The 19,045-nt window shown below is 44.1% G+C and carries 25 protein-coding genes and 1 tRNA gene; all 26 read right to left on the bottom strand.

Translation table 11 applies throughout. The annotated features are described in order from the left end of the window. Positions 1-15: 15 nt before the first annotated feature. Positions 16-735 carry a demethylmenaquinone methyltransferase gene (locus tag ACFQ0C_RS29265; protein WP_379372129.1) on the bottom strand — a complete coding sequence of 240 codons (720 nt, stop codon included), beginning with the start codon at positions 733-735 and terminating at the stop codon, positions 16-18. 10 nt (positions 736-745) lie between these two features. Beyond that, positions 746-1,609 (bottom strand): heptaprenyl diphosphate synthase component 1, encoded by an 864-nt coding sequence (locus ACFQ0C_RS29270; RefSeq protein ID WP_379371993.1) that lies wholly within the window; start codon positions 1,607-1,609, stop codon positions 746-748. An 88-nt stretch (positions 1,610-1,697) separates the two neighbouring features. Then, positions 1,698-2,228, bottom strand: coding sequence for a hypothetical protein (locus tag ACFQ0C_RS29275; protein WP_379371995.1), 531 nt, complete (start codon positions 2,226-2,228; stop codon positions 1,698-1,700). Between the two features lie 205 nt (positions 2,229-2,433). Beyond that, positions 2,434-2,667 carry a trp RNA-binding attenuation protein MtrB gene (gene mtrB / locus ACFQ0C_RS29280; RefSeq protein WP_258216021.1) on the bottom strand — a complete coding sequence of 78 codons (234 nt, stop codon included), beginning with the start codon at positions 2,665-2,667 and terminating at the stop codon, positions 2,434-2,436. A gap of 105 nt (positions 2,668-2,772) precedes the next feature. Further along, the gene (locus tag ACFQ0C_RS29285) at positions 2,773-3,696 is read right to left on the bottom strand and encodes a phosphatase PAP2 family protein (protein ID WP_379371997.1); all 924 of its coding nucleotides are present in this window, start codon (positions 3,694-3,696) and stop codon (positions 2,773-2,775) included. Positions 3,697-3,789: 93 nt separating this feature from the next. Further along, a tRNA-Pro gene (locus ACFQ0C_RS29290) sits at positions 3,790-3,866 on the bottom strand. A 189-nt stretch (positions 3,867-4,055) separates the two neighbouring features. After that, positions 4,056-4,328, bottom strand: coding sequence for an HU family DNA-binding protein (locus ACFQ0C_RS29295; protein WP_171655817.1), 273 nt, complete (start codon positions 4,326-4,328; stop codon positions 4,056-4,058). Positions 4,329-4,513: 185 nt separating this feature from the next. Then, positions 4,514-5,992: a stage IV sporulation protein A gene (gene spoIVA, locus ACFQ0C_RS29300; protein WP_171655818.1), complete on the bottom strand. Its 1,479-nt coding sequence runs from the start codon at positions 5,990-5,992 to the stop codon at positions 4,514-4,516. Positions 5,993-6,256: 264 nt separating this feature from the next. Further along, positions 6,257-6,997 (bottom strand): hypothetical protein, encoded by a 741-nt coding sequence (locus ACFQ0C_RS29305; protein WP_379372000.1) that lies wholly within the window; start codon positions 6,995-6,997, stop codon positions 6,257-6,259. 1 nt (position 6,998) lies between these two features. Continuing rightward, the gene (locus ACFQ0C_RS29310) at positions 6,999-7,343 is read right to left on the bottom strand and encodes a 2Fe-2S iron-sulfur cluster-binding protein (protein WP_379372002.1); all 345 of its coding nucleotides are present in this window, start codon (positions 7,341-7,343) and stop codon (positions 6,999-7,001) included. 28 nt (positions 7,344-7,371) lie between these two features. Further along, the gene (locus tag ACFQ0C_RS29315) at positions 7,372-7,998 is read right to left on the bottom strand and encodes a nucleotidyltransferase family protein (RefSeq protein ID WP_379372004.1); all 627 of its coding nucleotides are present in this window, start codon (positions 7,996-7,998) and stop codon (positions 7,372-7,374) included. A gap of 59 nt (positions 7,999-8,057) precedes the next feature. Then, positions 8,058-8,351 carry a 2Fe-2S iron-sulfur cluster-binding protein gene (locus tag ACFQ0C_RS29320; RefSeq protein ID WP_258216016.1) on the bottom strand — a complete coding sequence of 98 codons (294 nt, stop codon included), beginning with the start codon at positions 8,349-8,351 and terminating at the stop codon, positions 8,058-8,060. A 56-nt stretch (positions 8,352-8,407) separates the two neighbouring features. Next, the gene (locus ACFQ0C_RS29325; RefSeq protein ID WP_258216015.1) at positions 8,408-8,587 is read right to left on the bottom strand and encodes a DUF2768 family protein; all 180 of its coding nucleotides are present in this window, start codon (positions 8,585-8,587) and stop codon (positions 8,408-8,410) included. Between the two features lie 111 nt (positions 8,588-8,698). Beyond that, complete coding sequence (locus ACFQ0C_RS29330; protein ID WP_379372007.1) at positions 8,699-8,977, bottom strand: stage VI sporulation protein F; 279 nt, start codon at positions 8,975-8,977, stop codon at positions 8,699-8,701. A gap of 97 nt (positions 8,978-9,074) precedes the next feature. Then, positions 9,075-10,118 (bottom strand): NAD(P)H-dependent glycerol-3-phosphate dehydrogenase, encoded by a 1,044-nt coding sequence (locus tag ACFQ0C_RS29335; protein ID WP_379372009.1) that lies wholly within the window; start codon positions 10,116-10,118, stop codon positions 9,075-9,077. Positions 10,119-10,173: 55 nt separating this feature from the next. After that, positions 10,174-10,776 (bottom strand): glycerol-3-phosphate 1-O-acyltransferase PlsY, encoded by a 603-nt coding sequence (plsY, locus tag ACFQ0C_RS29340; RefSeq protein WP_379372011.1) that lies wholly within the window; start codon positions 10,774-10,776, stop codon positions 10,174-10,176. A 12-nt stretch (positions 10,777-10,788) separates the two neighbouring features. Continuing rightward, positions 10,789-12,111 carry a ribosome biogenesis GTPase Der gene (gene der / locus ACFQ0C_RS29345; protein WP_258216011.1) on the bottom strand — a complete coding sequence of 441 codons (1,323 nt, stop codon included), beginning with the start codon at positions 12,109-12,111 and terminating at the stop codon, positions 10,789-10,791. 174 nt (positions 12,112-12,285) lie between these two features. Further along, entirely contained in the window at positions 12,286-12,468 is a 183-nt protein-coding gene (locus tag ACFQ0C_RS29350) for a capping complex subunit for YIEGIA (protein ID WP_258216010.1), read from the bottom strand. Position 12,469: 1 nt separating this feature from the next. Then, positions 12,470-13,384 (bottom strand): YIEGIA family protein, encoded by a 915-nt coding sequence (locus ACFQ0C_RS29355; RefSeq protein ID WP_379372014.1) that lies wholly within the window; start codon positions 13,382-13,384, stop codon positions 12,470-12,472. Positions 13,385-13,423: 39 nt separating this feature from the next. Then, entirely contained in the window at positions 13,424-14,059 is a 636-nt protein-coding gene (locus ACFQ0C_RS29360; protein WP_379372016.1) for a hypothetical protein, read from the bottom strand. Positions 14,060-14,161: 102 nt separating this feature from the next. Next, complete coding sequence (gene fni / locus ACFQ0C_RS29365) at positions 14,162-15,250, bottom strand: type 2 isopentenyl-diphosphate Delta-isomerase (RefSeq protein WP_379372018.1); 1,089 nt, start codon at positions 15,248-15,250, stop codon at positions 14,162-14,164. Between the two features lie 37 nt (positions 15,251-15,287). Further along, entirely contained in the window at positions 15,288-16,532 is a 1,245-nt protein-coding gene (gene rpsA / locus ACFQ0C_RS29370) for a 30S ribosomal protein S1 (RefSeq protein ID WP_379372020.1), read from the bottom strand. A gap of 129 nt (positions 16,533-16,661) precedes the next feature. Beyond that, positions 16,662-17,246 (bottom strand): lysophospholipid acyltransferase family protein, encoded by a 585-nt coding sequence (locus ACFQ0C_RS29375; protein ID WP_379372022.1) that lies wholly within the window; start codon positions 17,244-17,246, stop codon positions 16,662-16,664. Position 17,247: 1 nt separating this feature from the next. Further along, entirely contained in the window at positions 17,248-17,928 is a 681-nt protein-coding gene (gene cmk, locus ACFQ0C_RS29380) for a (d)CMP kinase (protein ID WP_379372024.1), read from the bottom strand. Between the two features lie 144 nt (positions 17,929-18,072). Then, the gene (locus tag ACFQ0C_RS29385; RefSeq protein WP_379372026.1) at positions 18,073-18,285 is read right to left on the bottom strand and encodes a hypothetical protein; all 213 of its coding nucleotides are present in this window, start codon (positions 18,283-18,285) and stop codon (positions 18,073-18,075) included. A gap of 60 nt (positions 18,286-18,345) precedes the next feature. Further along, complete coding sequence (locus tag ACFQ0C_RS29390) at positions 18,346-18,999, bottom strand: flagellar brake protein (protein ID WP_379372028.1); 654 nt, start codon at positions 18,997-18,999, stop codon at positions 18,346-18,348. Positions 19,000-19,045 lie beyond the last annotated feature (46 nt).

The following is a 19,045-nucleotide window of genomic DNA, read 5'->3' on the forward strand; positions in this document are numbered from 1 at the left end:
TTCCACTCCTGTTCCTTATTCCACTTCCTGCTTCTTGATGCCGATATGAAGTGCTGCGATGCCTCCGGTTAGCGGATAAGCTTGTACATGGGTCAGCCCTGTTTTTCTGAAAATATCGGCTAATTTCTTATGATCAGGAAAGTGAATCAATGATTCAGGCAACCACTTGTACTGCTCGTAGCGTTTGGCTATCAGTTTACCGAGCAGCGGTAAAATATTTTGAAAATAAAAATAATAAAGACCCTTGAACGGCTGCCAGGTAGGCTTGGACAATTCTAGAGAAACAATCATCCCTCCAGGTTTGACAACCCTTTGCATTTCTTCAATTACTTTAACCAAATCGGGTACATTCCTTAACGCAAATCCAATCGTTGCGTAATCGAATGTATTATCTTCATAAGGCAGCTCCATCGCATTGCCGCGAACCAGCTTAATCTGCTTGTCCAGCCCCTTCTCACGGACCTTCTTGCCTCCGTAATCCAGCATGTTCTGGCTGAAATCCAGACCGACAATATCTCCAGTACCGCTTTCTTCCGCCAAACTGACTGTCCAGTCGCAGGTGCCGCAGCAGAGGTCAATAGCCTTGCTTCCCGGCTTTACATTCATCTTCTTCATTGTAAACTCTCTCCAGGCTTTATGCCTGCGAAAGCTAAGAATATCATTCATGATGTCATACTTGGGCGCTATGCTTTCAAATACGGAGTGAACGAATTCTTCTTTTGACTTGGATTCCACAGTATTCACCTCAAATTTCTTCCAGCACTTTAGGCGTCGACAGGTATCGAACAAAAGGCTCACCGATCGACAATAGTTCTTTGCTAAGCTCCTTGGAATCCAAAGAATGCAGTTTATCCTGCAGCTGCCGCATACATGCATCAAGCAGCTGATACAGCTGCCAGGTTATTTTATATTTGAGCCAAATGGAGCGAATTTTGGAAGGGTCCGGCTCTTCGGACAATAAATACTTCCGCTCTTCTTTGGTTGCCTGCTGCATAACATACCAATATCCCCAGCTCTCGCGAAAATGCTGTGCTGTTTCCGAGCTGGAAATTTCCTGCAGCAAAACCTCGCATTGGGTAAACAGCCTTAATATTTCGGGCCATGCGCCGTTTACCGATTCTTCCATATACCCGGCAAAAGCGAGGTACAGCTGCGTGCGAATTTCCACTGTTCGCTTGACATACTCATCTGCAGACAGCTTCAATTGCTTCATCAATTGGTACATATTGATCTTCATACGGTTCGCTTCGCAAATTGCATGCGAAATGATCCGAATCAGATCTATATGTCCGGCGTGTGAGAGCAAATAATAAAACCGGCTGCTGAAATAATCGCCCGCCAGTATTTTGAGCTGCCTCGACCTTGCTGCTTTCATTTCCTTGACCTGATTCGTTACGCTAACCATATCGTGTGTGTCCAAACCAACCTGGACCAGTGCTGTAACGAGACTGAACAGCTCGCTATAGCTCGACATCGTGCTATGTTTGCTTAAAAAAACATATAAAAGCTTTGTACGAAATTCAGGAAACTGCGGTAATTCAGTATGTGTTTGGATCATATCGTATTCTATATATTTTCTCGCCATCTCTGGGATACGATAATAATTCATAATTAGCCTCCGAACGAGTACAAAGAATCATTTAAACATAATCTCAACTATTATAGCATAGTACAGCCAGACACGCATAATATCCGACTCAACTTTTTATCTCAAAACGCTCTCTCCACCTCGTAGTATAGGTGACCCGAAAGTGAGATTGAAGGTACTGTTCCATTTCCTCGATGCTCCGGGACGGAATCACGTTTTCGTTAGGCAGCCACTTTTCTCGTCTGGCATCTGTTGCAAGCAGCAGCGCCGCTCCGCTGCCTGTGCTGCTTTTGGAGCTGTCTAATACACGCACCAATACTTGATTAATATTCGTCGATCTGCTAAACAATGTACGTGGAATTTCATACATATCTTGAACAATTTCACTTTTCTCCGAGGATGGTGAAGAAATCAGATCGACGGAAACAATCGCATGGGTAACTTCAACCTTCCGGATGCGAAGATGCAGCTGCATTTTACTCATGACATCCACTATATTGACCTCAGATACCGGCTGTGCTTTAACCGAACGAAACATAGCGGAATTCGAACCATTTTCCAATTGAGGCAATAACGACAGCGCTACTACTACGCCTACAGACAATAATGTTGTGATAAGAAGTCGGGGCAACCATTTCATCGGGTAAACTCCTCCTAAGAGTTCCGCTTTAGCGAAACTGACTTCGTAAGCATCTGCTGAGTTTTATGCATCAATCTGCTACACAAGCATGAAACTCAATTTCGCTTAACCGAGACCTTAGCATGTAAAAATTGCTTGACCGAGATCCCTACTCTTATCATTGTACAACTAAAAAAAGCAGGCTATGCCTGCAGAAGCTGAAAAATTATTCCTCTGTATCCATAACACCGTACTTTGTCATAACCAGAGCTTTTCCTCTAATCTTCACAGCTGATGTGTGTGCAGTAAATTGAGCAATCATAACTTCGCCTTTGTCCAGCTTTTCTGTATGATGGAACCTCGTATCCTGGCCTCGGGTCAGTCCGATTACCTGCACACCATTTTCCTTTGCTTTTATTACAAAATAATCACCTTGAGTCGGGCTTGAATTGGCGTCCATTGTTTTCTACTTCCTTCCTGTCAAAACATACTACTTGTATGATGCACAAAAAACAGGACTAATGTCAACTGTTCGATGCTCAAATGGACAAAAAATGGCCGCGGATTAAGCGACCATGGACTCTTTAGAGTAAGTTTTACCCTTTTTGCCGTAAAAGCCTTTGAAACTGCTTGGCAGAAACTTGGACGCAAGGTGGATAACTAGATCCGCCAATTTAACGGTACCGTAAGCAAATGCCATTCCTGCAAACACATCCAGCACCCAATGAATTTGCAAATACATCGTAGAGAAAATAATGGAAGAGCAGTAAGCGACCATCATATATTTAAAAATACGGTCTTTCTCTCTCAACGCTAATAACAGCATGGCAAACGATATCGAAGTATGCATACTTGGAAAGCAATTCATTACACTAACAAGCAGTTCATTCTCTGTAGCGAAGACGCGCCCCAATAAATCAGGTTGATGTTTAACCCACCACACTTCACGCAGAAGAATTAAATTATAAAAAGGCAGGATAAGCGGGAACTGCATTAAGTGCCCTGATAAGGCGTAGGAAAGCATCTTCTTCATACTTCTTGTCCAAAAGCTGCGCACAATGCAAATCCATAATGAAAGGACGAAACCATAATTATAGATCCATACCATCGCATGGTCAAGGGAAGGGCTATTAAACGTTCTGGCCCAGGCGCCGTCGTTAAACGGAATACTGTTCATCCAGGCATCCCAATTCCAAGGGTGGCGGTTATTTTCAAACATCCAATTGGCGATTTTCCACCAGAAGCCATTCCCGGTCCCGTAAAAATAGTAAAACACGTACAGCATCGGTATACCGAAAATAAAAAAACGTTTCCATTCAACATCAATCTGATCTTTTCTGACACCAAGCAAACACAATAATAATAACACCCAACAAGCAGGGCTCCAATTCCCGGCAGTACCAATACGCCAAATCAAATAAATAGAAGCTATAATACCATACATCGTCCAATCCAACGACGTCAGGTATGCTTTTGTTCTGTCCCCCACCGAAGTATCCTCCTCTAGCAATGTCACCGCTGAAAAAAGCCTCTATCTCTGCTTTCAAAAGAAAAAGACACCGGATCGACGATGTCTTTCTCATGGTCGGAGTAACACGATTTGAACGTGCGACCTCACCCACCCCAAGGGTGCGCGCTACCAGGCTGCGCCATACCCCGAATTCTTTTACATTGCTTATTATAATTGCGGTCTTTTTAATTGTAAAGATGATCTTTACATTAATAAAACGTTCTCATTGCTCATTCATCTAAATTGGGGGTAAACATAAAAACACCTGAATCGAAATCGATTCAGGTGTTACGGTCTACTCTTAAGTTCCAGCTATGATATGTAGGAAAGCATGGTTCTTACTGAATACCGTCTTTAAGTGCTTTACCTGGTTTAAAAGCCGGGATTTTGCTGGATGGAATATCGATCTCTTCGCCAGTTTGCGGGTTACGTCCTTTACGAGCGGAACGTTCACGAACTTCAAAGTTTCCGAATCCTACCAATTGCACCTTGTCGCCACCCTGTAAAGCTTCAGAGATAGCTTCAAACACAGCTTCCACTGCTTTGGTTGCATCCTTCTTGGAAAGCTCAGAGGTTTCTGCAACTTTGTTAATCAATTCAGATTTATTCATGCCATTCACCTCCCCCCACTATATTTCATATTACCCTTTGTTAACTGAATTGTTTAAAAATATACATACAGAACAAGGAAATCAAACAAACAAGACTATATTAATACACCCTAGTAGCTTTTTCAAGTAAAAACGAAAAAAATGCACCCAAAGGAGTGCATTTTCACTAGTTTTTGTGACCAAACTCACAATATGATAGCTATTAATCCACCCGAGCCTTCATTGATAATCCGGCCAAGTGTTTCTTGAAGTTTGTAGCGGGCATTGTCCGGCATCATCGCAAGTTTGCCCTGGATCCCCTCACGAACGATTGAATGGAGCGATCTGCCGAATATATCGGACTCCCATATTTTCAATGGATTGTCTTCAAAATCCTGCATTAAATAACGGACAAGCTCCTCGCTTTGCTTCTCTGTTCCGATGATAGGAGAAAATTCGGATTCAACGTCAACACGAATCATATGGATAGAAGGTGCAGTGGCTTTCAATCTCACACCGAACCTGGACCCCTGTCTGATCAATTCCGGCTCATCCAAAGCCATTTCCTCCAGCGTAGGAGGCGCAATGCCGTAGCCAGTCGTTTTAACCATCTCAAGCGCTTCTGCAAAATGATCGTATTCACGTTTGGCATGGCTGAACTCCTGCATCAACTGTAAGAGGTGATCCTTACCACGGATCTCCACCCCGACCACTTCCATCAGGATTCGGTCATAGAGCTCATCTGGGGCGTACAGGTCAATTTCCGCAACACCCTGCCCCATATTCATACCCGCCAGAGCGGCCTTATCAATAAATTCGTATTCTTCAAAGTGGCTTACAACCCGATCTACATCACGCAGTCTGCGAATATCCTGCACCGTTTCACGGACTGAATTTTCGAAGTGCGAGCGCAGCCAGTGGCTGTCTTCGAGCACCATGACCCAGCTTGGCAGATTCACGTTCACTTCATGAACCGGGAACTCGTAAAGTACCTCACGCAGTACAGAGGTCATATCATCTTCATTCATATTCGCTACACTCATTGCAACAACGGGAATATCATGCGTCGCCTGCAGCTCGTTGCGCAGTTCCTGAGCAATTTCACCATTGGGCTTCGTTGAGTTGACAATGACTATAAACGGCTTGCCGACTTCCTTCAGCTCATTGATTATACGTGCTTCCGCGTCCGCATAGGAAGACCGCGGAATTTCTGCAATCGTACCGTCTGTTGTAATTACAACGCCTAAGGTTGCATGCTCCTGAATGACTTTGCGCGTACCTATCTCAGCCGCTTCTTGGAATGGAATAGCTTCATCAAACCAAGGGGTATTAATCATGCGGGGACCATGCTCGTCTTCGTAGCCTTTGGCGCCTTCCACAACGTAGCCTACACAATCAACCAAGCGAACATTAACATTCAGTCCTTCAGCCACATGCAGCTGCACCGCAGTATTAGGTACGAATTTCGGCTCAGTAGTCATGATGGTACGGCCTGCCGCGCTTTGCGGCAATTCGTCCGTAGCCCGGATACGATCAGCATCGTTCTGAATGTTAGGTAGTACGATTGATTCCATAAAGCGTTTGATGAACGTTGATTTTCCCGTACGGACCGCTCCAACGACCCCCAGGTAAATATCCCCGCCTGTACGCTCTGCAATGTCCTTAAAGATATCCACTTTTTCCAATGAGAATCCCTCCTACAGGTTGTTTAAGACGAAACTCGTACCTATGCTTTCGGACTAGTAAAAATATATGTACTAGCAGAAGAATTATGATGAATTATTGTCACTTTTTATTTTAATCACTCCTTGCCCATAACGACTTTAGCCAAGCCGCCGCATGATCCCTAAGTGAATATATGAATAAGGGACCAAGTATATGACGGAATAATTAAAAAAACCTCTGTTTCCCCTTCTAGAAGGTTTACAGAGGCCTGTATTGGGTTCAAATTACTCCTTATTATCTGGTGTTGGCTGTCCATTCTTCCAACGGTATGCGAACGAACGCGCCGGAATGTAGAACGATTCTTTCACCAATAACTCTCTCAAATCCTGTTTGGCATCCAAACTATTCTGAAGTGATTTCTTATCAATCAATCTCATCAACTCTTCCGAATAATCAATAGCCACTTCTCCGGATTCATTCATAATGAATGGCAAAATAACCTGTCGTGTAAACATGCTTTGCACTTGTATCGGCTTTTTATTCATCTTTTCAAAATCGATTCGGGTAAAAGAAGGAGCCACCACTTCGCCCTTCGGCAAAGCTCCGGCGTTTTTGGACTTAAATTCATCCACAAGCTTCTGTGCTTCTACGGCTTGCTGATAAGAAACGAGATCCATCATTTTGACGGCAGGCTTAGTTTCGGGATCAACCAGCACATAGATTGCCGTTCCTCCGTTCTCAAAAGCGTTAACCGGCACATTGCTTATAAACGCTCGTTCTTTAAGCTTCTTAAAATCAATTGGATACTTCTCAAAGATCGGAGTAGATTCCGTACTGTTTTTAATAGGGAGTACACCCGTTTTCGCATGAAATTGGTCCACCGCATTCTGCACAACTACAACAAACTCTCCTGTTGCCGCTTGATTCTCTTTGCGCATCTCTTTAGGATACATGCAGCCTGTCAGAAAGGAGCAGCACAGCAGCAGTAATATAACAGCAGAGGCTGCTTTATTGATTCGTTTCACTCTATTCATCCTCCTGCTGCATCATTTCCAGCTGCTTACGGATAGCTGCCTTTAACGGATCCTCAGGAATCGTTACCGTAACATTTCCTGTTACTTTGGCTTGGCAAGCCAAACGGTATCCTTGATCCTGCAGCCCACCCAGCTTCAATCGTTCATTTTGATTGATTGGACCCAATCCGGAAGCATCTGTGTCCTTAACAATTACTTTACACATAAGACAGGCTGCCTTGCCGCCGCAGCGTGTTCTAATCTGCACCCTCGCTTTTCGTGATGCATCCAATACCGTTGTTCCCGGCCGTACCTCTATGGTTTTGCCGTCCGGTAAAAAAGTTACGTGTATACCCATCGGCCAGTAAACTCCTTTATGCCAGCACTTAATCCAGCTCTTTATTCACATGAAGCAATTGCATCAGTTGCGCAACCACGGCTTCGCTCAGTGAATTCCGTTCAATCAATTGGCGCATTGTCTGAGTCAACCCCACATTGCGACTGCGTATTACTGTTGCAATAGCTTCGTAGCGATCTGGACGGTTTCTCAGCAAGTTGAACAGCAACTCGTGCTCTAGCGGCATCACCTTCAGATGAGGAATTGAGACTTCATCATCCAGATCTGCCTCTTGGATAGTGTTCATTTCCAGTAAATGAGTATCAGCTAAATAGGCCGCCTCCACTTTATATAAACTATCGAGAGCAGTAACCTCAAACCCGCCAACCAATTCAACGTTGATGCCATTTATATCATAGTGACTTAATATTGATTTATAAATTCCAGACTGATCCTCTATTTGTTGGTCAACAGAATACGGTAACAACACACGATGTATTACTGCCGCAGCCGGTTTATCGGTGTATAAATCAAGATCACGAGGGGCTGCATGAAGCGGCACACCTTGAAGAAGCAGCCCACAGCTGCCTCCAACGAGCCACGGTTCTCTCACACTTCGAAGACTTAGATGCACCTGTCTGAGAGCCTCACTCAGCTTATTTATTAATGATTCCAAAGCGCTGACCCCCTCTTCAACCCTGAGCGGTGTTCAGGACGGACTCACGAATGCCTTTACTAGAAATAGGGCTTGTGAATCACCGTAACCGAACCATCCTGCTTAATAGCCGCCTGGCAGCTAAGCCTAAACCCTTCTTCAAGTTCTTCAGGCTCTAAACGGTCCCATTCTTCGTCAGTCGGCTCATTCAAATACTCTTTTCCTTCGGTTACGAGACAACGGCATCGCGCACATGTTCCACGAGCGCAGGAGAATCCCCAATCCACCTCATGCTTCAGCGCCAAATCCAATAAGGTAAGCTTGATCTCGGCGGGCACTTCTTTATGTATTTTTTTTCCTTTAAGCATTATCATAAGCAATTGAACTCCTCTGTCTATTTATCAATTACTAATCGTTATAAATAATAAGGTTACAAAATAGACACGATCATATAAAGTAAAATCGGTACAAACAAAAGAAAGGCAATAGTAGAAAGAATAAATCGCAAAACTCCAGTTGTTTTACTGCGCGCGAAGGAAATCAGAAACGATGCACCCACCATCAAAGCAATGGCTATAAAGGATGCCCACATTTTATCCATTGAACTCATTTTATTGCTCCTATTCTATATTTTTTGCTATTCACGCGAATTTAAACAACCCTGATTATAACACAAAAAAAGCACAAGCGCCCTCTCAGGGAGCTCATGCCACAAAACTGTCTATTTTTTTGAAATCATTTTCATCAGCTGCTCCATATTGTTTGCGTTCATTTTACTGGATTTAATTGCAGAGATCAGCTCGTTCATAGTTGCTTCCGAAACCGGCACATTTACCAAGTTCGAAACCTGCTTAATCAATTGCTTCAACTGAGCATCGCTTTGAGTAGTAGAGGGCTTCACACCGCTTGCCAGCTTATAAATATCCTTCTCACTGACATTCTTGCCGGTTTTCTTCTTAACTACATTAAGCACATCTTTGGATACATTCTTGTTGCTCATTGTCCTGTCCCTCCTTAACCTCATAGCTTCCACTGGAGTGGAACATGAATCTAAGGATAGTTTATGTACAGGAATGATCAATCGTGTAGGCGGTTGTCTAACCAAACCATTTTGTTTGTACGGGCTTGGCTACTTCTTCAATTTCATGAGTGCGTCCGCGTCCCATTAAATCCTGGGCTGCTGCTTTCGGTGACTTTCCTTCAAACAGGACGGCATAAAGTTCATCTGCTATAGGCATTGTAATCCCAAACTCACGTGATAGCCTGTACGCAGCCTGGGTAGTTTTAACACCTTCGACGACCATTCCCATCTGCTGAAGCACACTATCAAGGGGCTCACCCTGAGCCAATGTATATCCGGCACGCCAGTTACGGCTATGCTTGCTTGTACAAGTAACTACGAGGTCACCTATGCCAGCTAAACCTGCGAACGTCAAAGGATTGCCTCCCATCGCAGTACCTAGACGGGATATCTCTGCTAGCCCCCGGGTTAGAAGCGCTGCCTTCGCATTATCCCCGTACCCAAGTCCATCCGTGAGGCCTACTCCAAGCGCAATAATATTTTTCAATGCACCGCCAACCTCAACGCCTACTACATCAGGATTCGTATACACTCGAAAGTAGGAATTAATCAATAGATCCTGAGCAGCTTCAGCAGCCTCAATATTTTCTGATGCAACAACTACGGTTGTAGGGCATTGTTTAATTACTTCCTCTGCATGGCTCGGGCCTGACAGTACAACGATAGTGGAAGGATCGTAATGAGGCAGCTCCTCTGCCAATACAGTGCTCATTCTTCGCAAGCTCATCGCCTCAAAACCTTTTGTAGCATGAACCAGAATCGTTTCCTGCCGAAGAAAAGGACGCATTTGCGAAGCAACCTCGCGCATAGAAGCGGAAGGAGCCACAACAAACACTGCACGTGCTTCGTGCAGCGCTTCTTCCATTGAGGTAGTGGCTCGGATTCCAGGCGATAGTTCAACGTCCCCTAGGAAACGATGATTTCGGTGTTCGTTATTTATTTCAGTTACCTGCTGCTGATTACGAGACCACAGAATAACATCCAATTGGTTCTCCGCCAAAACCGAAGCAATGGCCGTCCCCCAACTTCCTGCAACAAGAACAGATACTTTGTCAGACATGAACGCCATCTCCTTTTGTAACGGGTACACTTTATGTGTTAGTAAAATACAGCAGTCAGGCCGTTTTTTTGGAGGAGCCCAATTTATTTTCCTGACCCTTCAATAGTCTGACGATATTAGATCGGTGACGAATCCAGGCGAATGCGAAAACTAATAAGCTGAAGTAAAAGATTTCAATCGGATAGTGCATAAACCATACAAGAATAGGTAAAATTGCTGTAAACAATAATGATCCGAGAGAAACATAACGTGTAGCTGCAATTGCCAAAATACAAACGATACCGGCATACAAAGCAGGAAGTGGAGCTAAGGTCAGCATGACGCCTATCGTTGTTGCTATCCCTTTTCCGCCGCGGAATCCAAAATATATAGGCCAATTATGTCCTGCAATAGCCGCTACACCACAAAGCACCAGGAGCAGCGCACTGCCGTCGCCAAGCCAATATCCAAGCAAAACAGCAATTACACCTTTAATAGCATCGAGCAATAAGACCATTACACCGGGCCCTACCCCTAGAACCCGCAGTGTATTGGTCGCACCCGCATTCCCGCTGCCATGATTTCGGATATCAATTCCTTTCAACAGCTTACCGGCTAAAAAACTAAAGCTAATCGAGCCCAACAAATACCCGATTAGAATGGATATGACAAACCACACTTGCCATCTCTCCTATTCATCATCCGATTTTTTACGTGTAAAGATCCTAAGCGGGGTTCCTACAAAACCAAATGCTGCACGCACTTTGTTCTCCAAATAACGCTCATAAGAGAAATGCATAAGCTCTGGATCGTTAACAAACAAGACTATCGTAGGCGGCTTGACAGCAACCTGGGTAGCATAATTGATTCTTAAGCGTCTGCCTTTGTCTGTTGGAGGCGGATTGATAGCAACTGCATCAGAAATAACATCATTCAATACGTGAGTCTGAATCCGAAGAGCGTGCTGCTCCGCTACTTGGTTCACTACAGGGAGTAATTTATGAACTCTCTGTTTCGTTTTTGCCGATAAAAAAAGAATCGGTGCATAGCTCATGAACAGAAAATGATCACGAATCTTCTGCGTGAACACCTGCATCGTTTTTTCATCTTTATCAACAACATCCCACTTGTTTACAACAAAAATGGCAGCTTTACCAGCTTCATGAGCATAACCTGCAATATGCTTATCCTGCTCAATAATGCCCTCTTCACCGTTGATCAGCACGAGGACTACATCAGCTCGCTCAATAGCTTTCATTGCACGCATGACGCTATATTTCTCCGTATTTTCATACACTTTACCGCGTTTGCGCATCCCTGCCGTATCGATAACTACAAACTTCTGGCCGTCCTTCTCAAAAGGCGTATCGATTGCATCACGAGTTGTTCCGGCAACATCACTAACGATGACTCGATCTTCCCCCAGAATGGTGTTCACCAATGAAGATTTTCCTACATTAGGCCGTCCAATTAGAGCTATGCGAGTTACATCTTCGCCATATTCATCATCCGAGGTTTCAGGAAAATGCTGAACGACTTCATCTAACAAATCGCCGATTCCTGTGCCATGAGAACCTGAAATGCCAAACGGAGTGCCAAAGCCTAAGCTATAAAATTCATATATATCATCCTGCCGCTTGATATTATCAATTTTATTAACAGCCAACACGATTGGCTTCTTGGAGCGGAACAACAGCTCGGCCACTTCTGAATCCGAAGAGGTAATGCCACCCTTACCATCGACCATAAAAATAATAACATCCGCTTCTTCAATAGCTAACTCGGCCTGCACACGTATGGACTTGAGCATTGCATCGTCTCCATCGATCTCAATGCCTCCGGTATCTATCACACTAAATTGATGTTCTAACCATTCACCTATTCCGTACAACCTGTCCCGGGTTACCCCCGGCATATCTTCTACAATTGCAAGCCTGTCTCCGATAATGCGGTTGAAAATCGTTGATTTTCCCACATTAGGTCGACCGACTATAGCTACAACGGGTCTTGCCATCAGACTTCATTCCTTTCTTGGATCCAGCAAATTCGCAACATGAAAAATTTCACAATCTACATCATAGCACTTGCCAACAAGTAAATCAACGCTGGATCCTTACCAAAATACGAAAGGATAACGGGCTTTTCTGCCTTTACAGACTAGCTGATTAGCATGATGGAGTACAAACACCTAGATTTTATGATCAACTAATATCATGGTGCCATTCTGTAAATCATGTGCAGAAGCATCTAATATTTTTTCTAATTTAAACGAAACCTTCTGCTGTTCATCCGAATTGCTCACAATAAATATTGGCGCTCCTCCAGCTACCTGGTTTATATCCGCTGTTACTACAGCAACAATTTTCCCCATTTCACAACCCTTCCTTTCCCTCCGGATGTAAATTGGCTTCAGTCGGCATTCTTACAGCGCTTTCCAATACCGGCGATTGCATCAGTATTCGCCTTGCCTTATCAACATTGCGTTCCTGGGGCAATAAAAAAACAGCTAAACGACCATCTGCCATATCCAGCTTGGCTAACGGCAAAAGTGAAGGCTCCCCTTCATCGCGATAAATTCCTAAAATTGTCGAAAGATCATGCAATATCGCTTGACGTTGCCCGACATTGGCGAGTGTGACGCGGCAATTTTTGTTTTTGGGTACAAGAACCAAGCCTATTCCCCTCTTACGTATAATGCTTCTTGTATCCTCCAAGCCAACATTCATTATGTAGATGTCATCAACAAACAAGTTAGGACCATCCAGCCTAACCTCGGCAGTATGCACTTCCGCAATATGGCTAATGCTTTTCCCTGACTTGAAGTGGTTAGTAATTAGAATAGCGCAAATTCCCGCTGCAATTCCCCAATACCACGAGAAAACGATACTGAACAAGGCTGCTATAAACGAGGTGAAAATAACCAAATAATTACGTCCTTCAAACACCATAGCTATACCTTCTATATATGTCGCTCCTCGAGGGACTAGCTCCATGCTGTCGATTTTGGAAAGCGTCTGCCGTTCCATGTTCCTTACATCCCGAAATTGTTGAGCGGCAAGGGATAGAAAGGTCACAGCCGTATAGTTTTTGTCCAGCAAGGATGGGACTGCAACCGAACCGAGACCGGCAGCTATGACGCCTAGTGAAATGTGAATGATTCTGCCATGGGGATACGTCGGGTATTGACGATAATCCGTTCTCAGCATGCTTAGTCTGGCAGCAAGCCCGAACATAACACCAAGCACAATACCGACCGTATATTTTTGCTCCACAATCCAGTTTAGCATAATAGCGCGCCTGCCTCTCATTTCTATTCCATCGAGCTTTTAATCACGGTATCGGACCATTTTTCTAACACCGGCAACAATCCAATTTACGCTTTTTTTACTCATTAGAAGCATGCCGGACAGAAGCAAAGACATCCCCCGCATGACGTATACCGTAAGCCACCAGCGGTCCTGCAGCATCGTAGTTCCCAATTGAAATTCGATTTGTCCTTTATGAAGGAAACGGAAATAAGCTTCTCCCAACAATAGGCCTAACGAAACGGCTGCCAGCTGAACGGCTGGCACTTTGATCAGCGAGCTGATCAAAAATCCAATAAGCAGTGCCATAGAGAGTTCTACGCTGCCTAGTACCATGGAAGGGAACAGATGAATCGTTTCCTGCAAAAAGAAAGAAACCGATCCCAGTAATATTCCTACAGATAGTACATGCAGCTTATACATGAGCCCGTGGGAACGCCACAATACAGCTACAATTAGAACCGCCAGAACGATCGTCCATAATCCAATACGTACATGCGGCAATGTAATCACGATCTCCATAGTCACTAACCACGAGACAAAAAAAAGAAGTATCACCTTTGAAGTTATACCTCTCATTAAATAATCCGTCCAGCCACTAGCAAATAAAATCAACGATACGACCAGAAATAATAATGACAAATATCCCGGATTCATCTGCACCACCTAAGAGCTTTACTTCGTCAGCATCAACATAATTTTACAAGCAGCGACCTTGTAAACATTGTCTAAGCTGTACCAGTTCTTAGTATGGCTTTATTATGTAATTTTTATCAATCCCGTTCGAGTGGCATATTGCCGGACATTAGTTCCCCTAACATCGCACCACTGTGCAGTTTCACCTGATATTACAACAGGAGCATTCCATAAATTCTGAATGGCCGGTGCTCCCAGCGCTGTCATAATCAGCTTTAATTCTTTATGAAAATCAGTAATTTGATTGATTAATGCTGAAGTACCTTCAGATCGTAACGTACGGAGAAAAGTACCTGCAATTCCAACTGCGGATGCCCCAAGTGTTAATGCTTTGCATATTTCAATAGTACTGCGAATTCCTCCGGACCCTATTACCGAAATGCCAGGTTGCAAATCACTACTAATTGCTTTGGATGCATTCAGTACTTCCAGTAGGGAAACTGCCGTTTTACAACCCCAGTCGTTTAACCAATCCATAGGCAAAGAACGCCGCGCGTTCTCGATAGCTGCAAAATTAGTGCCGCCAGAGCCTCCCACATCAATAATCTTAACGCCCGCCTGTATTATTGCCGCAGCGCTTTCCTGCGCCATTCCAAAGCCTACTTCTTTGACGATTACAGGAACTCCTACACTTTTGGTAATTAATGAGATTCGCTCCAGCATCCCCATAAAATTGCGGTCACCCTCAGGCATTATCAGCTCCTGCATGATGTTCAAATGAATCTGAAGAGCATCAGCCTGTACCATTTCAACGGCTTTTTCTGCTTGCTCCAATGTGGCTTCGCTCCCCAAGTTACCAAAGATGATTCCTCGTGGATTCATCTTCCGGACTATCCGGTAGCTGGATGCAACCTCCGGATTTTTAATAGCGGCCATCTGGGAACCAACCGCCATTGCCAGCCCGGTTTCCCTCGCGGCAACAGCCAGTTCCTTGTTGATCTCTTCTGTCTCCTGCGCTCCGCCTGTCATGGCATTAACAATAATCGGCGAGCTCAGAGTGAGTTCGCCGATTATTGTTTGTAATGAAATAAGCTCAGTTGAGGTTTCAGGGAGACAATTAGGTATCAATTTGATATCAGCGAAACCTTGTTCACCGCTTTGTCCAAGCTGGAGAGCATGATGCACATGCTCCATTTTTCTTGGAATACGCACCCTGACTCCTCCTAAAAACCTATGATATTATTTCAACTTATTTGAATTTACTCAATTTATCGCCAAAACGCTCGCCTAATGTTAAGTTGAGTCCTTGATTTTGATATTCTTCAGCAATAACCGTTTCTTTAGGTGCTCTTGCCGGTCTGTCTGATTTAGGAGCACGCTCCGGAGTGGCCGGTGCTTCTTCGGTTTCTTTGATACTTAAGCTGATTCTTTTCTCTCCAGCGTTCACATCAAGAATTTTAGCCTGAACCTCTTGACCTTCCTTCAATACTTCCGAAGGAGTTCCGATATGGCGGTGTGCGATCTGAGAAATGTGAACCAATCCTTCAACGCCCGGAGCTACTTCGACAAAAGCACCGAATTGTGCTAGACGTTTTACAGTACCCGTTACAATATCACCAACATTGAAGCTGCTGGTTACTTGCTGCCATGGGCCTGGTTGGGTAGCTTTGATACTCAAGCTAATACGCTCATTAGCAGGATCCAGCTTCAAGATTTGAACTTTCACTTGATCGCCTTCTTTAACAACCTCTGCAGGGGTTTCAACATGATGCCACGCCATTTCGGAGATATGCACCAGACCGTCTACTCCGCCGATATCAACGAAAGCGCCGAATTGCGTCAAACGTTGAACCGTTCCGTCTAACTCTTGACCAACGGATAGCTGCGCGAAAACCTCTTTCTTTTTCGCTTCGAACTCTTCATCCAATACATCCTTTTGGGACAAGATGACTTTGTTCTTCTCGCGATCCATTTCTTTCACACGCAATCTAAGCGTACGTCCTTTGTAATCGCTGAAATCTTCAACAAAAGAACGCTCCACCATCGATGCTGGCACGAATCCTCTCAGACCTACGTCTACAACAAGACCGCCTTTGACAACCTCAGCTACAACAGCCTCAAGAATCGTCTTGTTTTCCATTTCGCTTGCCAGCTGTTCCCATGCCTTTTCACTGTCAACTACACGTTTGGAGAGCTCCAGCTTCTCCTTGCTGTCATTGATGGAAAGCACTTTTAATTCCACTTCCTGGCCAACCTGAACACTTTCACCGGCGCTACCTACGGTTACGGATGAAAGCTCGCGAACTGGAATAACTCCATCATACTTATAACCGATGTCAACGAATGCTTGATCATCGTCAACTTTAATAATTGTACCTTTAACCGTATCGCCCTTCTTCAGAACTGCTACATTAGCCATAGATTCCTCTTGGGATACTTCTTGTTGCGCTTCTTCTGCTTGTACGTTTTGTTCTACATTTGTTTCTTCTGACATGGTTCAATTCCCTCCTTGATTAGCAACCTCAACCAATAAGTAATTAGTTACAATTGCTGCTATCTTATATAATTTACCGACGCAGTAAAGATACGCGGTTAATTGTTTTTCTAAGTATTCCACATTCTATCATTTCGATTCGTATTGCTTTACCATAGTACGGATAACCGACAAAATTTTGTCAGTTGCCTGTTCGAGTCCTTCTGACCCTTGATCGGCAAATTCACTAATATCAACGGGTTTGCCGTATACCAACGTTAATTGTCTAAACGGTTTGTATCCACCAACAATAGCTGCCGGTACAACTGTAGCTCCTGACTTCAAGGCTAAACTGGCAGCACCCTTCTTGCCCATTCCCCCTGCATTGCTTCTAGACCCCTCAGGAAAAATCCCAAGAATTTTGTTCTCACTAAGCAATTGCAGCGACAAGCGAATCGACTCTTTACTGACTCCGCCGCGCTTGACGGGAAACGCACTTATTCTTGGGAGAACCCAGCCCAGTACCGGAACATCGAATAGCTCAGCTTTTGCCATATAATGTACACGTCTTCCTACTAGCGGACTCCCTAATAATGGAGGGTCCATGTTACTCGTATGATTAGCGCATAAAATGACGGGCTTTCCGTGTGGAACATTCTCCAAACCTACAACTTTCAAACGAAAAACAAGCCGGAATATAAAATGAAAAAGGGCGCGAAGCGTTGAATAAAGCATACTACTTCCCTCCGCCGACTTCAGTCCTGCAAAGCTCCAATATACGTTCAACCACTTGGGGAATCGGCATACTAGTAGTATCTAACAGAACGGCATCCGGTGCTTGAACGAGTGGAGCTGTTTCTCTGGATTCATCCATTCTGTCCCTTGCCGCTATTTCTGCTTCAAGCTGTTCTAGGGTTACATCGGTACGATCATCCTGAATCTCTTTGTACCTCCGTTCGGCTCTTACCCTTACACTAGCCGTTAGAAACACCTTCAGCTCTGCGTTCGGAAGAACATGGCTGCCAATATCTCTGCCATCCATAACTACTCCTTTGTTAGCCGCCAACTGTTTTTGTTTGACAGTTAAATTGCGACGAACTTCAGCAATTGCAGCAATTTGCGACACATTATTCGTTACTTCAGCAGAACGGATATCCAGTGTCACATCTTGTCCATTCACAAATACCTGTTGTCCATTCTCACCCGGAGCAAGACGAATCTCCATCCGTTCTGTAGCGGCAATAACCTCCGCTGTTTGATCCGTACTCAATCCCAAACGTAGTACATTCCATGTGACTGCTCTATACATGGCCCCCGTATCTACGTAAACAAATCCTAAAGTATTGGCAACAAGCCGGGCAATAGTACTCTTCCCCGCTCCCGCCGGACCGTCTATAGCAATGTTGAACTTATCCAAAACGCGGGCCTCCCAGCAATAAAAAAGAAAATACGATAAAGCTTTATTTTACAGGCCCTGCCTGTGATCGAAGAAAATTATACCATAGGTGAAAGAGGGATTGCAAAGTTGCCTCCCTCTTAATCCATGTGGTAGAAGTTTCCTTCATTCCGAACGAACGAAAGAGACCCCTTCCAATTGTTCCACCTTCACCAAGTAATAACGGATACTTGGAGACAGCAGCAACAGCTGAAAAATCAATAATAACGTCAATAATCCGATTGTTGCTCGTACAAGCCATTTTTCCACTAAAGCCGAAAACATTAAAAATATGTCTTCATACCTGTTGGGCTGATTGGGATCATCATTATTAACCACAGTCACCGCTCCATAAACTACTTTTGGAGGTAGTTTGTCCATAAAGCAGTAAAATATGCATTACCGTTTACGGAAATCGAGCTGTCGCTCAAAACAGTACCGGATAATCTTTTGTCGATCTCTGTCGGATATTTCAGCAAACCGCATCATAACCTGCTGCTTCCCGCTTTCCAACTGCTTAACTCGAACCAGTTCACCATTAAACGGGATATGCTCGATCTGACCATTTCTATAATGGGCCAATAGCCAGCAGCTCACTATTTGTTGACTGGCAAGTGGAATGTATCCATCACAAATAAAAGATATTCCACCACCGCCAACGTCATCCGTTACGGCTATAAATTGCAGCTGCTCCGAAAATTTAACAGCCATTTCAAGCTCTGCTGGCACTCGTAGAAAGCTGCGACGCTGAACCTTCGTAATGGCATCGGGCTCCGGCTTTCTAATATGTACCATGCGGATAACATCATCGGAAAATCCTAGTACCGAGGACGTAAAATAGTTTTTAACACCGCCATCGGTAATGAAATAGGCCGATAGTTCATCGCCGACATATAGCCTCTTTAAACGGCCTGTTTTTTCGTTAAGTGGAACTTCCATGCTGATATAGCTGTCACTAATATCAGAAATTCTCGATTTCAACTCTTGTTTTGCTTCTTCCTCATCAATCGAGTTTATTTGTATATGTAAAATTTGATTTACCTTTGGAAGCAAAATTTGCACCTCCCATCGTTGTTATAACCAGTACCATAGTACTAGA

Origin of the sequence: Paenibacillus sp. GCM10027630 (assembly GCF_042676305.1) — a bacterium.
In the GTDB taxonomy this organism is placed as follows: domain Bacteria; phylum Bacillota; class Bacilli; order Paenibacillales; family NBRC-103111; genus Paenibacillus_S.